Raw genomic sequence first — 14,111 nt, 5'->3', positions numbered from 1 at the left:
CTTTTTCATTTTTCCGTGGTAATATACAATAGATATAGATGCGCCTTTACGTCTTTTAGGAGGTCCTATGAGAGTCGGAGCACGAATCGTTAAGACAGGGATTGCCCTGATCGTGGCTTTATTCGTCTGTGATTTATTCCAGTTAAATACGCCGGTGATTGCCGCAGTGGCAGCTACCCTAAGCATTCAGCCAACCGTTTATCGCACCGTCATACAACTTCGGGAACAATTCGAGGCCAATATTATCGGCGCGGTCATCGGGGTAACTGCCACTTACTTCTTAGGGCCGCAGCCGATTGTGGTCGGCCTGGTAGTGATGCTGGTGATTATCATTAATCTTAAGCTAAAGCTGCATGACAGCCTTGTATTAAGCGTCATTACCGTTGTATCCGTGATGGAGCTCACAACAGGGAACTATTGGCAATTTGCATGGAACCGGTTTTTTCTTAATGTTATCGGCATTCTATCTGCAGCCGTAGTCAACGCTATCTTCATTCCACCGAGGTATGAGAAACGCCTCTTTAACGAGATTCATGAACTTGCCGATAAATTTTCACTGCTACTGCGCACCTTAATAAATAACGAGATGGATGAAAGAGCATTTAGAGAGGAAAAAGAAAAGGTTAAATCCGGACTTAAAAAGGTTGAAACGCTTTTTGATATGTATACGGAAGAGAAAACCCGCTTTCGCAAAGTTACTTACTCCCGTTCCAAGAAACGGGTGCTGTTTAAACAGATGATTACAGTATTACACAAAGAAATGGATATGCTTCGAACTTTGGAACGCCATATTTTCTCTTCTTTTGAAACGACGCACTATCTGTTTCCGATCATCCAGCAGCAATTGACCGATTTAACCGAATACCACAAAAGCATTTTGATGACCTACCAAGGATTATTAAAGGTTAGGGAGTCGTGGCATATTCCAGAGACGATTGCTGAGAAGAACGAACATCTGATGGATGAATTTATGTCCCTATACCCCGCTGATAAAAACGCTGCTGGTCACGAGGATGACAACGGTTGGCGGCATCTATTTCCTATTGTAGCCGAAATTATGGAGTATTCAGTTCAGCTTGAACACCTGGATAAATTGGTTCACTCTTTCCAAACGCACATACCTGAAGAGGAATAAGAAAAGGACCAAGCAAGCGCGGTCCTTTTCTTCGCTATTCTTCTAGATTCTGCACGGTAAACAAACGGTGGTAGGCTCCCTCAGCCTGCATGAGTTCATGGTGCGTACCTTCTTCTTTTATTTCCCCGTTCTCGATCAAGACGATCTTGTCTGCATGCGTAATCGTGGAAAGGCGGTGTGCGACAATAAAGGTAGTGCGATCCTTAGCGAGGTGGTCAAGTGACTGCTGGATGAGGTGCTCTGATTCTAAATCCAGGGCTGATGTGGCTTCGTCTAAAATAAGGATTTGGGGGTTTTTCAAAAAAACCCGTGCAATGGCAATCCGCTGTTTTTGCCCTCCGGAAAGTTTAACGCCGCGCTCGCCAATCTCCGTCCCATACCCATCCGCAAGCTCCATAATAAAATCATGGGCGTTGGCCGCTTTAGCCGCTGCCATCATCTCCTCTTCATTGGCAGCCGGATTGCCCATCAGTATATTTTCCCTGATAGAATCACTAAACAGGATGTTATCCTGCAGCACGATGCCAATCTGGTTGCGCAAACTTGGCATCGTAACATCTCGCACATCATGCCCATCAATGGACAGACTGCCTCCTGTTACGTCGTAAAAGCGGGGAATTAAGCTGATAAGCGAGGATTTCCCCCCTCCACTCATTCCCACCAGAGCAACCGTTTGTCCTGGCTCCACTTCAAGTGAGATGCCCTTTAATACATCATCCCTTTCCTCTGTATAGCGAAAGCGAACGTTATCAAAAACAACATGTCCTGCAACTTTTTTCAATTCCATCGCACCAGGCTTATCCTCAATATCATAGGGCGCATCAAAAAATTCAAACAGCCTATCCATTGATGCTATAGCCTGTGTAAGTGTTGTGGAGGAGTTTATCAGGCGCCTAAGGGGTGCATACAATCTGTCCAGATAAGCATAAAATGCCACCATTGAGCCAACTGTAAGATGGCCATTCAATACTTGATAGCCTGCAAAAGTAATCACAAGCAACGGAGCAATATCGGTAATGGTATTTACCACAGCAAATGTCTGGGCATTCCAGCTTGTCTGGTCGAGCGCCTTCTCTAGAAATGTTTTGTTTCGCTTATCAAACTGCTTCTGTTCATGATCTTCCAGTGCGAAGCTTTTAATCACCGGCACACCCTGAACCCGTTCGTGGAGGTGCGCCTGCAGATTGGCAAGTGCCTGCGACCGAACCCGGGTTAATCTTCGCAGCTTCGTATAGAAGTACTTTACGGAGAAACCGTAGAAAGGAAACATAGATATAGAGATAAGTGTTAGCCACCCATCCATCGATACCATAATGCCAAGTGCAAGTAAGATAGTTGTTAAATCCAGCCAAATATTCATGAGACCTGTATCTACAAATGACTTCGTCTGCTCCACATCATTAATGACCCGGGAAATAATCTCCCCGGCTTTGTGATTGTGAAAGTACCGCAAAGAAAGCCTCTGTATATGATGAAAGGCGCGGTCACGAATATCATAAAGCACCTTGTTAGAAACCTGCTGGGCAAAAAACTGACGCCAGTATTCGACAGGAAAACGGACCACAGTAAAAAGAATGAATGCGCTCCCCATTACGTACATAAGGGTATTTATTTTCTGCTGTGCTGTCTGGTGGCCAAGCAGCAAGTCATCCACCACATATTTAAGCAGCATCGGCAGCACAAGCGGAATTCCAAACTTAAGAATCCCGATAACAATGGTTGCTGCAATAAGCTTCCAGTACGGTTTTACGAATTTCATATAGCGGCGAATGCTATCCACTTAAATCACACCTTTACTAATAAAAAACTCCCTTCCAAAAGAAAAGGAGTTTTAACGATTTGGAAATTGAAGATATCGTTCGTACCAGCGTTCTACAAAACCTGGATGGAAAGGTCCACGTTTCTCCTGGATCCACGTAACCACTTCCTGAACGCCCTGATAAACAAGCTTAATGACATCATCAGGATATTTCATTAAACGGCCATGCAGCGCAAATTCTTCCTTATCAAGAATATTATAACTCATGTCAGGATATACTTTGACATCGAGATCATAGTCGATATATGTAAGAAGGTCATTACGCATGGAAAAAGGTGATCCTATATTACAGTAATAATAAATTCCATCCGGGCGGATCATGGCAATTGTGTTAAACCATTGTCCACGGCCAAATGTACAGATAGCCGGTTCGCGCGTCCGCCATTCCCGCCCGTCTGATTCCGTAACCCGAACATTATCGTTTCCACCAATCAGCACAGCATCGCTTACGTGCAAAAGCAGGGTTTTATCCCAGGAACGGTGGAAAGATTGGTCGTGCTTATAGCTTTCGATGCGTAATGGAGTACCGGGCGACGTCATCGCGCTCTCCTTTCTGTTGCTGTTAGTTGATTTTCTTGCTCAAGTTTATATATTCCTTTACCTCATAGCCGAGCGAATGATAAAAAGGGATAACTTTCTTATTATCCTGATTTACCATAATAAATACACGGTTTACCCCTTTTTCTTTAAAACGTTTCTCTAGAGCTTCTACCAGCTTGCGCCCTACGCCATGGCGCTGGTACGCGGGGTCAACCGCTAACCGGTAAAAATATCCCCGGCTGCCGTCAATCGTTCCAACAATAACCCCCACGACTTTCTCTTCATATTCTGCTATCATTACCAGTTCACTATCCCAGGCCAACTGTTTGGCTAAGGCATCAATCGTTTCTGTCTCTGTCTGTTCCAGTCCTGTATCTTCCCATATTCTTGAAATATGAGCGTAGTCTCCCAAGCGAAACGAACGTATTAGCACGTCTGTGTCCTCCCTGAATTTCGTCTCTTATTATTTTACACTACCTACTATAAAATGTCGCTATGAACTCCTAACCAAAAGTTAAAAGCAGCACGATGCTGTGCTGCTTTTAGTCGCCTTATAAGTTACATGACATCTGATTACCCAGAACGATCTATTGTGTCTGAAACTAATTTCTGGCTAAGCAGTTTTGTCCACTGGTGATACATTTGTTCCACTGCCCCGGCTTTGAACGCCATGCTTTGTTCCAATTCGTTTATAGCCTCCTGCACACGGCCAATGGTGTCATCCAGTTGTTGCAGGGCAACGGGGTTCTCATCCTCTTCCAGTAGAGATACCTGGCGGCGAAGCTTTAAGTCTCTTTGAATAAAGCGGTACATAAGCAGTTTTTCTCTGTCTTTGCCCAAAGAATCCGACATTTCCGCTTCCCATGAGAGAACATCTTCTAATGAGTACATAAACCCGCCCCTCTTCCTTCTTCTAATACTTATCTATATTCACGAATTGACGAGAGAAAACCTGTCATATTTTTGTATTTTTATGTAAGATTTATGGAAATCTATAGAAAGACGCAATATAGCCGTCTCCTGCATGAAAAATCATGAAATCAAGCATGCTATGAAAGAAAATTTTTAAGTGGTTTCAAGCGCAGTTAATCTGTGTAAGGAATGGTTAGGTAAAAAAGTGAAGGGAGGGAACACTCGCTGCCGCGGGCGAAGAGTGAGCCAATGTGTACATAGGGCGAAAATTAGATACGCTGGAAACTGTTCCGCTGCAAGATTGGAGTATGAATGAACTCCTCTACCATCATGACCTCATGAGTAATGCAGTCCATTACCTAAACGCAGAAGGCGTCAGTTTTCACGGAAACATCATAAAGGAGATTGAAACAAGGGGTGGAGTTCCACATGACAGAGGCGGCTGGGATCATAGCTCGCGTGTCATATATGATTAAACCAGGTTAACAATTGGTTAATATACTTTTTAATCTGTATTGTATTGTATTCTGAATATGATGCGATATAATTAATGATGTGCAATACAAGTAAGGAACGATAATTAACAAGGAGGAGTTATAAAGATGGCAAAATTCGAATTACCAGCTCTACCTTATTCTTTTGACGCGCTTGAACCTCATATCGATGCAAAAACAATGGAGATTCACCATGATCGCCACCATGCAACCTACGTGAACAATTTGAATGCTGCTGTTGAAGGCAATGCAGAGCTTGCAAGCAAAAGCATTGAAGATTTAATGAAAAATATCAATAGCGTTCCTGAAAACATCCGTACGGCTGTTCGCAACAACGGTGGCGGACACTACAACCACAGCATGTTCTGGGAAATCATGAAACCAAATGGCGGTGGCGCCCCCACCGGTGACATTGCGAATGCTATTAACGAAGCGTTTGGCAGCTTTGACAAAATGAAAGAAGAGTTCGCTAAAGCTGCAGCTACTCGTTTTGGAAGCGGCTGGGCATGGGTGGTCGTTGATAACGGCAAGCTGGCTATCACAAGCACACCAAACCAGGATAATCCGTTAATGGACGGCAAAACACCTGTACTCGGTCTCGACGTATGGGAGCATGCCTACTACTTAAAATACCAAAACAAGCGCCCTGACTACATATCCGCTTGGTGGAACACCATCAATTGGGATGAAGTTAACAAACGTTTTGCTTCAGCCAAATAAGTGAACGATCCAAAAAGCTTTCCTATCTGGAAGGCTTTTTTTTATTTTTGTTGAAACTAATGTGTTGTGGGTATCGTAAAATATAAATAGGATGTACTTTCGAAAAGGGGGAATGGAAAATGAATATCGCCACGCTTGTCCGAACACAGCAGCGGTATATCCAGCGCGTATTTTCCTGGATGTTTGTCGGGCTCCTGATGACGGCCATTGTAGCTTTCTTGCTTGGGTCAAACCAGAAAGTGATTTCATATTTTCAGCAGCATCCTGGTGTATTTTTTGGCATCGTAATTGCTGAGCTTGTCCTTGTCTTTTTCTTGTCAGCCCGCATCAATAAAATGTCAGCGACAGCCGCGACCCTTATCTTTTTCATTTATGCAGCTTTAAACGGAGTAACTTTCTCGCTGCTGTTTTCTGTATACAGCCTGGGATCTATCGGGGTAACTTTCCTAGTTACAGCCGGCATGTTTGGTGCGCTCGCCGCCTACGGAGCCATAACCAAGCGCGACCTATCAAAAATGGGATCGATTCTCTTTATGGCCTTAATAGGATTAGTCCTGGCCTCAGTAGTTAACATGTTCATCGCTAGCAGCGGGTTAACCTGGATCATCACTTATGCCGGAGTGATAATATTTGCGGGGCTCACCGCTTATGACATGCAGATTATTAAACAAAACGGCACATTTGTACGCGATGAAAATGAAGAAGTGGTAACGCGCTCGGCGATTATGGGCGCATTAATGCTTTATCTAGATTTTATTAACCTTTTCTTTTACCTGCTTCGCATTTTTGGGAATCGTGATTAAGCATCACGAAAGAGGCCGCCCGGTTTTATACGAGGCGGCTTTCTTGTCGTAAAGGAACGTATATTCTGCTTTAACATGTTGAAGTACCTTGAGCGATTTTTCAAATGGGACCTCCGGTCTCGAAACACCCAAGGAAAACATCGTGAGGCGCATGTCCGTACCTTTCTTTCCCCTTGTGGAGTGTGTGGAACAGAGGGCGAAAAAGACCGGCAACTGTCTCCATCATTGAGATACCCAGATGTTTTGCCGGTCCGCCCGTGGTCCACAAAGCGGCCGTAAAAACTTCTATGAGGGGAACGGAGAGAGCGGCATGGCCCGTGATGTTTTTCTCATTGGCTTACATAGGCTGCAATTTTTTTGTGGGAAGCGGAGAACGTATACTTCCCAAGCTCTTGGGTTGATACCCAGGCAGCTCGGCTTCTCGGTGGCTGTATGATCGACTCCTCAATACCCAAGTACTGGCATTGATATACACTTAAATTCCACTTCAGATGGGAAAATACGTGGGTGTCCTCCAGCACGACCTCAGCGGGCACCGCTTTTACGCCGAATGTTTCAAAAAGAAACTGGCTCAGAACTTCCTTGGATGCTCCACCATCTGCTTGTGTATTCGGAAATTCCCACAGGTTAGCAAGCAGGCCTGTCTCAGGTCTTTTGTGCAGAAGCCAGCGTCCTTCCTTATCCTGCACAAGCGCAACGGCCATTTCTAAAGTCTTGCCCTTTTTTGCTTTACTTTTTACAGGAAGCTTATCCTCCATCCCCATCTTTTGGGCCCGGCAGTGGTCAAACACCGGGCATTCATGGCACCGTGGGGAACGCGGATTGCAGATGAGCGCCCCTAGCTCCATAAGTGCCTGATTAAAAAAAGATGGATTTTGCACAGATATAATTCCCCGCACCAGGGCCTCGAACAATTTCCTCGTTTTCGGTTTGGCAATATCCTCTTCAATATGAAAAATGCGGGACAGCACACGCATAACGTTGCCGTCTACTGCCGGCTCAGGCAGGCCATAGGCGATACTTAGAATGGCCCCCGCCGTGTAGGGTCCAATCCCTTTCAATTTATGGATTTTGTCTGGTTCATCCGGAATGATTCCACCATAATTCTCCTGGACTTCTTTAACGGCGGCGTGAAGGTTACGTGCCCTGGAATAGTATCCAAGCCCTTCCCACAGCTTATATACTTGCTCCAGCTCAGCGTCTGCCAAATGATTCACTGTTGGAAACTTATCCATGAAGCGTTCATAGTATGGGATCACCGTATCTACCCGCGTCTGCTGCAGCATAATTTCAGAAACCCATACACGATAGGCATCCCTGTTTTGCCGCCAGGGCAGACTGCGCTGTTCCCGTTCAAACCAATATAAAAGCTTATCCTGAAATTTCCCTATTTCAAATCCCGCTATAATTTGCTCAATCTGCTGTTCCTGTTGTTCGTGCTGTTTTGCCATTTGCTGCGCTTCTCCCCTGCTAATTGGGTTTCATTTAGACCTTTGTAGATTTTATGTAAAATAGCTAAACTTTTTTTTACCGATGCTTTATAATAAAGAATATCAAAAAACAAAAGCCCCGTCAGGTGCTTTTGCAGTTAGAATTGGAGGAAATATTTTTTGGATACAGGTACCCACATTGCAATGGGTTTTGGACTTGCAGGTCTTGCCTATTTGGATCCGGCTGTTGCTGCTTCACCGGGGCTCGCCTCTGCCGTTCTTCTTGGAACGCTTATCGGCTCCCAGGCTCCAGATATTGATACGGTGCTGAAGTTAACCGGCAATGCCCGTTATATTCGCAATCATCGAGGGCGCTCACACTCCATTCCTGCTATGCTCTTGTGGACCGGACTTATAAGTGGAGGGGTTTATCTTTTCCATTCCGGCATTTCGTTCCTTCATCTGTTACTTTGGACGTTGATTGCTGTTCTCGTCCACGTCACCGTCGATCTATTTAACTCGTACGGCACTCAAGCTACCCGGCCTTTATCAAAACGTTGGATATCATTTAACATGATCAATATATTCGACCCGTTTATTATGGGCATTCATCTTTTAGGATTCGTTTTCTGGCGGGCCGGATTAAATCCCGGCATTGTTTTCGCCTGTGTGTACGCCGTGATGATTACGTATATCATTCAGCGGGCGTTAACCTACCGCCACCTTGTAAAGAAAGTAAAAGAAAATCTCGGCGTTGCAGGCCATTATGTTCTGCTGCCTACTCTCTTCTGGACTCGGTGGGGAATTGTCGTGAAGACGGATACCGTCTCCTACGTCGGCGAAATGATCCAGGGACAAATTATCTGGCATGACACTTTTGTGTATAAAGGTGAGAATGAAATCATTGCCTCCGCCAAACAAGATGTGAATGTGCAGGCGTTCCTTTCCTTCACACGCTACCCGTACGTATACGTCACAAAGCGTGATTTTGGGTATGAAGTAAGGTGGATTGACCTGCGTTATCGAACCAAGACGCACTATGCTTTTATGGCGATTGTACACTTAAACGATGATTTAAGAATACTTGACTCTTATGCGGGTTGGGAGTATCGCGAGCATAAAATCGAAGAAAAGCTCATTCTTGCGCTTGATAAATCCTAAACCTCATGAAAAGAAGCCTGCTCCCTTTATCCGAGGAGCAGGCTTTTCTTCACATCTTACTAAAGAATAACTGCGGCTTACTATAGTAAAATTCGTTCGGCGAATAATCCATTCGCCTTCGAGAGAGTAATGATTTATTTCTTCTTTCCAGGCTTTTTGTTGGTCTGCTGCATTTTGCGCGTCATCTGGTTTAATTGCTTCTGATTCAGATTCATCCCCATTGAGCGGGCAATCTGCTGAATTTGCTTCTCATCCATTTGCATGTTCGTCATCTGGCGTCTCAGGTACCAGACTCCTAACGCAAAACCCCCAACCAACCCGATAATTAAAGTCAGGATTGGTAAAATGATATTCCACATACAGGCTCGTCCCTTCTACACGTTAATTTTCCGGCAATCAAATGTAATTTTACTTGGCTAACCGCAACTTGTCAAAGAATTTATATGTGGCTATCCGCCTATGGCCGGTAAAAATGCTGGGTGTAATACGTTTCATATACACCTGCTCCGAGCCGGGAAAAGTTAGCATTAAGAAGGCTCTTTCTGTGGCCTGCGCTATTCATCCATCCAAATACAGCGTCAATGGCGTCTACGTATCCTGTAGCAATATTCTCGCCAGCCTCATGAAATGAGATCCCCTGCTTGCGCATTAAATCAAACGGGGTGCGTCCGTCTGGAAGCGTATGCGCGAAGTAATGGCGCGTAAACATATCCTTGCTGTGATAAGAGGCAGAAGCAGCGGCCTGCTTGCTCCATGATAAAGGAGATATGCCTTTCTTTAAACGTTCGGTGTTGCTCAACAATAGAATTTCCTCTGCTTCATTCCTATTTACCGAAGGCCAATCTGTAGAATAAGAAGTAATGGCTGGCTTCTTGATGTAGCGGTATGTATAGCCAAAATACTTCTTGTAAACAAGCTCTTCAGGCTTAACCACCCTAATGCCCATGAGCTTATTCTTATCCAGTGTATCATAATACGCAATAAGCGCTTCATTTCCTATTTTATAGAGGATACGATCACGGCTGAGATTTGAAAAGGTGAACCCTACATTGAATAAACTCCACTGTGGTTTGGCAGCATATTTAACCTTTTTCTCAACCTGCCCCCTGGTGTAACCTATTTTAACTCCATTATATGTTGCATTTTTATGGTTCGTAAACAACTCAACAACCCGGCCATTGCGAAATCCAATCCAGTATGAATCATAAATCCACCAGAACGTTTTATTTATCCCGTTATACCCATACTTAGGATTACCCAGCTTGGCTTTCACGTGGGCAGAGGGCTCACCCAGAGCAACGCTAAAAGTTGAGGACGAGGTCGTTGTTGCGGATAAAACATGAGTCTGCCCTACCGCTGTCCGGCTTTGCTCCGCTGTCCTGCCAAGCTGCCCCCCTACGCTTAAACCTGTGCACGCCCCCAAAGCAAACACCGCTCCGGCCGCCAAAGTAGAAAGTATCCATTTATTAGATTTTTTCACTATAACAGCTCCCCGTAATGTCAAGTACCGAAAAAAGCGCTCCTGAACCCGTATAAAGGTCAGTGAACGCTTCTTCGTGTATCGTAACATTAACGGACATAGGTGTCCAGACTTTACTAAAGTTAGTTCAAAGCTTCTGCCGTAACTGATTACTTAGCAAACGCAGCAGCGGCTGGCTCAGCATTTTTCTTCGCCTGCTCAAGAATCGCTGGAGCTTCATTCGGCATAGCAGCCATTCCTTCAACAAAGATATGGCTGTAGTCGGTAATGCCGATGAAAGCCATAATAGCTTGCAGATACTTGTTCGTAAATTCAAAATCAACAGCTGGGCCTTCAGAATACATCCCGCCGCGAGCTTGGATGTGAATGGCTTTTTTACCTTTAAGCAGGCCTTCCGGACCGGCTTCGGTATAACGGAAAGTTTTACCTGCCATTACGATTGTGTCAATGTACGCTTTAAGAAGCGGTGGGTAGCTGAGGTTCCACATCGGCGTAACGAATACATATTTATCAGCAGATAAGAACTGATTTAAGATTTCATCCATGCGGCCTACTACGCGGCTTTCTTCCGCAGTGAGCTCTTCACCGTGCGCTAATTTCCCCCATGCTCCAAGAACGAGTGAATCAATAAGAGGAATATTTTCGCTGTAGATATCTACCTTTTCGATTGTATCCTGAGGGCTGTGCTTCTTATACTCAGCCAGAAAATGTTCGCCAAGCTGAAGGCCATAAGATAAATCAAGCGGTTTTGGATTTGCAGTAATATAAAGCACTTTTGCCATGTAAAATCTCTCCCTTTGTGTAATATAAGATCATCAGCTAAAATAGTTCGCATTGAACTTACTTAAATATACTTTATTATCTTAAGTAAGTAAAGAGCTAATTTCCTCTTTGCCTGTGATACTTTTCCTATGTATGTTTCCCTGTAGGGGGGTAAAGTAATCGATGTTCATGAAATTTTAACAGAAGTAGCATTGCACAAAGCTGGCTTAAGACAGGTAATGTCCCCCTTAACTGTAATAGAAGACGACGTATTTGTCGACTTTTAAGCTGCACTGTCCGAGCTTTACCAGACTTATCCGACACCATTCAATGAGAAAGAGGCCGAAATGGCCCCTCCAAGTTTCAACTATATAAATCCTTTTTCTTCTAAATAAGTAATTATTTGCTCAACCGACTGTTGAAGTGTTTGCTTGTCGTTTTCCACGATAAGCTCAGGCTTTTCAGGCTCTTCATAGGGCGAAGATATTCCCGTGAATTGAGGAATTTCGCCATTCTTAGCTTTTTTGTACAGCCCTTTTGGATCGCGCTGTTCACATGTTTCGATGGAGCATTTCACGTAGATTTCGATAAATTCCCCTTCGTCAACCAAGCTTCTTGCAAGCTGACGATCCGCCTGATACGGCGAGATAAAAGCTGTGAGTACAAGGGCGCCTGCATCCACAAACAACTTGGCGACTTCCCCAATGCGGCGGATATTTTCCGTCCGATCCTCTGGGCTGAAACCGAGGTCTTTGTTTATCCCATGCCGGATATTATCTCCATCCAGCAGGTACGTCCTTAAGCCCCGTGTATGCAGTTCTTTTTCAAGGACATTAGCAAGCGTTGATTTACCGGAAGCTGATAGCCCAGTAAACCAAAGGATGCCGCTTTTATGGCCGTTTAACTCCTGCCGGTCCTTTTTCGTTACGGTTGTATTATGCCAGACAATATTCTGTGCCATTTCTTCTCCCCCTTACTGAACTCCAACCTTCATGCCTTTAATCAATACATTAACTACTTCCGGGCGGCTGAATTCAGGCGGTGGAGCGATTCCATTGCTCAGCATTTCTCTAACCTTTGTTCCGGATAGAATCAGGCGATCTTCTGTATCGTGCGGGCATGTTTTAGTTGAAGCCATGTTACCGCACTTCTTGCAGTAAAAGCTATGTTCAAAAAACAGCGGCGTAATCCCGAGTTCTTCAGAAGTAAAGTTTCGGAAGATCAACTGGGCGTCGTATGTTCCGTAGTAATTGCCAACCCCTGCGTGGTCGCGTCCGACAATGAAATGGGTACAGCCATAGTTTTTGCGTACCATAGCGTGGAAGATAGCTTCACGCGGCCCTGCATAGCGCATAGCAGCCGGAAAAACAGCGAGGAATACGCGGTCGGCCGGATAGTAGTTCTTTAACAGAACTTGGTAGCTATCCATCCGGATATCTGCAGGAATGTCATCTGCTTTTGTTTCCCCGACCAGAGGGTTGAGGAACAAGCCATCAACAATCTCAAGCGCTGTCTTCTGGATATACTCATGTGCGCGGTGTACAGGATTGCGTGTTTGGAATCCCACTATGGTTTTCCAGCCACGTTTTTCAAACTCAGCCCGTGTAGCAGCAGGATCTAAGTAAAATTGACTGAACTTATTTTTCTCCGGGCGCTTCACAAGCGTAACCGGTCCTGCCAGGTATACATCCGGCCGCGAAAAAAGCTTTTTAACCCCGGGGTGTGCAAGCTCGGTTGTGCGGTAAACATTTTCCGCTTCAACCATTTTATCAGGCGTGTATTTTTCCGTTAATTCCAGCACGCCGTAAACTGTACCACCTTTTGACAGTTTAATTTTTTCTCCGATTTGAAGATTGCTAGCCACTTCCTTCGAAACCGGAAGCGTAATCGGAATGCTCCACACCTGTCCGCCAGCAAGCTTCATTGTATGGACAACAGAATTGTAGTCCTCTTCTCCAAGGAACCCCGTAATCGGGCTGTATGCGCCGATTGCAATTAATTCGAGGTCTGATAGTGCTGTGCCGTCTATTTCAACTTCTTTAGCGATGTTTGAAACATTGTAGGATAAATCAACTCTGTTAATTAATGTGCCGCCATGGGGTTGTAAACTCATTTTTTTAAGCTCCTTTGCTTTGAATGTCTCTTATAAATGCAGGCCGCATTCGGTTTTGCCTTTACCTGCCCACCTGCCGGCTCTTGAATCTCCAGCGTCTTCGACAGGTGACGTGCAGTATTCACAGCCAATGCTCGGATATCCTTTATCATGAAGCGTGTTGTATGGAAGATCAAATGCCCGGATATAATTCCACACATCGTCCCAGGTCCAATGAATCAGTGGGCATATTTTGATCGATTTAAATTTATTGTCCTGGTTGACAAACTCTGTTGCCGCCCGCGTAGGCGATTGCTCACGACGCAGCCCTGATAGCCATGCTGCCGCACCGGACAGCGCTCTGGTAAGTGGCTGGACTTTTCGTATATTGCAGCAGCTATTTGGATCTGTTTCCCACAGTTTCTCCCCATATTGCTTCGCCTGCTGTTCCAGTGTGATCGCAGGCTGGTTCATTTCTATTCGTAAACTGGGATACTTCTGCTTCACGCGATCAATCAATTCATAGGTTTCTTTAAAATGCACATTTGTATCCAGAAATACGATCTTGGCATCTTTTTTTACTTTGCTGATTAAATCAATCAGCACGATGCCCTCTGCGCCAAAGCTGCATGCATAAACGAGTTCATCGCCGAACTGTCCATATGCCCATTTCAAAACATCCAGCGTGTCTTTTCCCGCGAGTTCTTCATTAATTCGTGCGAAATCCTCAACCGCAAGATCTTGATACGAAAGCTGAGCCATA

16 protein-coding genes are annotated in these 14,111 nt (G+C 44.8%); 5 read left to right on the top strand and 11 right to left on the bottom strand.

Translation table 11 applies throughout. The features are described from left to right. Window positions 1-67: 67 nt before the first annotated feature. Window positions 68-1,135: an FUSC family protein gene (locus PP175_RS05075; RefSeq protein ID WP_272441741.1), complete on the top strand. Its 1,068-nt coding sequence runs from the start codon at window positions 68-70 to the stop codon at window positions 1,133-1,135. 34 nt (window positions 1,136-1,169) lie between these two features. Here PP175_RS05075 and PP175_RS05070 read toward each other — a convergent pair whose 3' ends face one another. From PP175_RS05070 to PP175_RS05055, 4 genes are all read right to left on the bottom strand, one after another. Beyond that, window positions 1,170-2,915 (bottom strand): ABC transporter ATP-binding protein, encoded by a 1,746-nt coding sequence (locus tag PP175_RS05070; RefSeq protein ID WP_272441740.1) that lies wholly within the window; start codon window positions 2,913-2,915, stop codon window positions 1,170-1,172. A gap of 51 nt (window positions 2,916-2,966) precedes the next feature. Further along, a complete protein-coding gene (locus PP175_RS05065; RefSeq protein ID WP_272441739.1) occupies window positions 2,967-3,494 on the bottom strand; it encodes a DUF402 domain-containing protein in 528 nt (175 codons plus the stop codon). Between the two features lie 22 nt (window positions 3,495-3,516). Beyond that, entirely contained in the window at window positions 3,517-3,927 is a 411-nt protein-coding gene (locus tag PP175_RS05060; protein ID WP_272441738.1) for a GNAT family N-acetyltransferase, read from the bottom strand. 140 nt (window positions 3,928-4,067) lie between these two features. Continuing rightward, window positions 4,068-4,385 (bottom strand): hypothetical protein, encoded by a 318-nt coding sequence (locus PP175_RS05055; protein WP_272441737.1) that lies wholly within the window; start codon window positions 4,383-4,385, stop codon window positions 4,068-4,070. Window positions 4,386-4,657: 272 nt separating this feature from the next. Here PP175_RS05055 and PP175_RS05050 point away from each other — a divergent pair, with 272 nt between their 5' ends. From PP175_RS05050 to PP175_RS05040, 3 genes are all read left to right on the top strand, one after another. Next, window positions 4,658-4,882 carry a hypothetical protein gene (locus PP175_RS05050; RefSeq protein WP_272441736.1) on the top strand — a complete coding sequence of 75 codons (225 nt, stop codon included), beginning with the start codon at window positions 4,658-4,660 and terminating at the stop codon, window positions 4,880-4,882. A gap of 126 nt (window positions 4,883-5,008) precedes the next feature. Beyond that, a complete protein-coding gene (locus tag PP175_RS05045; RefSeq protein ID WP_272441735.1) occupies window positions 5,009-5,620 on the top strand; it encodes a superoxide dismutase in 612 nt (203 codons plus the stop codon). A 119-nt stretch (window positions 5,621-5,739) separates the two neighbouring features. Beyond that, window positions 5,740-6,423 (top strand): Bax inhibitor-1/YccA family protein, encoded by a 684-nt coding sequence (locus PP175_RS05040; protein WP_272441734.1) that lies wholly within the window; start codon window positions 5,740-5,742, stop codon window positions 6,421-6,423. Between the two features lie 329 nt (window positions 6,424-6,752). Here the strand turns inward: PP175_RS05040 and mutY are convergent, their stop codons facing one another. After that, a complete protein-coding gene (mutY, locus tag PP175_RS05035; protein WP_272441733.1) occupies window positions 6,753-7,874 on the bottom strand; it encodes an A/G-specific adenine glycosylase in 1,122 nt (373 codons plus the stop codon). A 159-nt stretch (window positions 7,875-8,033) separates the two neighbouring features. Here mutY and PP175_RS05030 point away from each other — a divergent pair, with 159 nt between their 5' ends. After that, entirely contained in the window at window positions 8,034-9,014 is a 981-nt protein-coding gene (locus PP175_RS05030) for a metal-dependent hydrolase (protein WP_272441732.1), read from the top strand. A 134-nt stretch (window positions 9,015-9,148) separates the two neighbouring features. On the opposite strand, the gene PP175_RS05025 is transcribed toward PP175_RS05030, so the two are convergent. The 6 genes from PP175_RS05025 to PP175_RS05000 all read right to left on the bottom strand — a co-directional run bounded on the left by PP175_RS05025 (window position 9,149) and on the right by PP175_RS05000 (window position 14,110). Then, the gene (locus tag PP175_RS05025) at window positions 9,149-9,373 is read right to left on the bottom strand and encodes a YneF family protein (protein WP_272441731.1); all 225 of its coding nucleotides are present in this window, start codon (window positions 9,371-9,373) and stop codon (window positions 9,149-9,151) included. A 98-nt stretch (window positions 9,374-9,471) separates the two neighbouring features. Then, the gene (locus PP175_RS05020; RefSeq protein ID WP_272441730.1) at window positions 9,472-10,494 is read right to left on the bottom strand and encodes a CAP domain-containing protein; all 1,023 of its coding nucleotides are present in this window, start codon (window positions 10,492-10,494) and stop codon (window positions 9,472-9,474) included. A 149-nt stretch (window positions 10,495-10,643) separates the two neighbouring features. Next, entirely contained in the window at window positions 10,644-11,276 is a 633-nt protein-coding gene (locus PP175_RS05015) for an FMN-dependent NADH-azoreductase (protein WP_272441729.1), read from the bottom strand. A gap of 347 nt (window positions 11,277-11,623) precedes the next feature. Continuing rightward, window positions 11,624-12,217 carry an adenylyl-sulfate kinase gene (cysC, locus tag PP175_RS05010; RefSeq protein ID WP_272441728.1) on the bottom strand — a complete coding sequence of 198 codons (594 nt, stop codon included), beginning with the start codon at window positions 12,215-12,217 and terminating at the stop codon, window positions 11,624-11,626. Window positions 12,218-12,229: 12 nt separating this feature from the next. Continuing rightward, entirely contained in the window at window positions 12,230-13,369 is a 1,140-nt protein-coding gene (gene sat, locus PP175_RS05005) for a sulfate adenylyltransferase (protein ID WP_272441727.1), read from the bottom strand. 30 nt (window positions 13,370-13,399) lie between these two features. Further along, the gene (locus tag PP175_RS05000) at window positions 13,400-14,110 is read right to left on the bottom strand and encodes a phosphoadenylyl-sulfate reductase (RefSeq protein WP_272441726.1); all 711 of its coding nucleotides are present in this window, start codon (window positions 14,108-14,110) and stop codon (window positions 13,400-13,402) included. Window position 14,111 lies beyond the last annotated feature (1 nt).

The organism is Aneurinibacillus sp. Ricciae_BoGa-3 (assembly GCF_028421645.1).
In the GTDB taxonomy this organism is placed as follows: domain Bacteria; phylum Bacillota; class Bacilli; order Aneurinibacillales; family Aneurinibacillaceae; genus Aneurinibacillus_B.
The sequence above is the reverse complement of the archived record's forward strand: the minus strand, read 5'-3'. Positions and strand labels throughout refer to the sequence as shown.

Excerpts from the sequence above, each read along its gene's own strand:
- PP175_RS05075 (WP_272441741.1), top strand. The coding sequence starts at position 68 with ATGAGAGTCGGAGCACGAATCGTTAAGACAGGGATTGCCCTGATCGTG.
- PP175_RS05065 (WP_272441739.1), bottom strand. The coding sequence starts at position 3,494 with ATGACGTCGCCCGGTACTCCATTACGCATCGAAAGCTATAAGCACGAC.
- PP175_RS05055 (WP_272441737.1), bottom strand. The coding sequence starts at position 4,385 with ATGTACTCATTAGAAGATGTTCTCTCATGGGAAGCGGAAATGTCGGAT.
- PP175_RS05045 (WP_272441735.1), top strand. The coding sequence starts at position 5,009 with ATGGCAAAATTCGAATTACCAGCTCTACCTTATTCTTTTGACGCGCTT.
- PP175_RS05040 (WP_272441734.1), top strand. The coding sequence starts at position 5,740 with ATGAATATCGCCACGCTTGTCCGAACACAGCAGCGGTATATCCAGCGC.
- mutY (WP_272441733.1), bottom strand. The coding sequence starts at position 7,874 with ATGGCAAAACAGCACGAACAACAGGAACAGCAGATTGAGCAAATTATA.
- PP175_RS05025 (WP_272441731.1), bottom strand. The coding sequence starts at position 9,373 with ATGTGGAATATCATTTTACCAATCCTGACTTTAATTATCGGGTTGGTT.
- PP175_RS05015 (WP_272441729.1), bottom strand. The coding sequence starts at position 11,276 with ATGGCAAAAGTGCTTTATATTACTGCAAATCCAAAACCGCTTGATTTA.
- cysC (WP_272441728.1), bottom strand. The coding sequence starts at position 12,217 with ATGGCACAGAATATTGTCTGGCATAATACAACCGTAACGAAAAAGGAC.
- sat (WP_272441727.1), bottom strand. The coding sequence starts at position 13,369 with ATGAGTTTACAACCCCATGGCGGCACATTAATTAACAGAGTTGATTTA.
- PP175_RS05000 (WP_272441726.1), bottom strand. The coding sequence starts at position 14,110 with ATGGCTCAGCTTTCGTATCAAGATCTTGCGGTTGAGGATTTCGCACGA.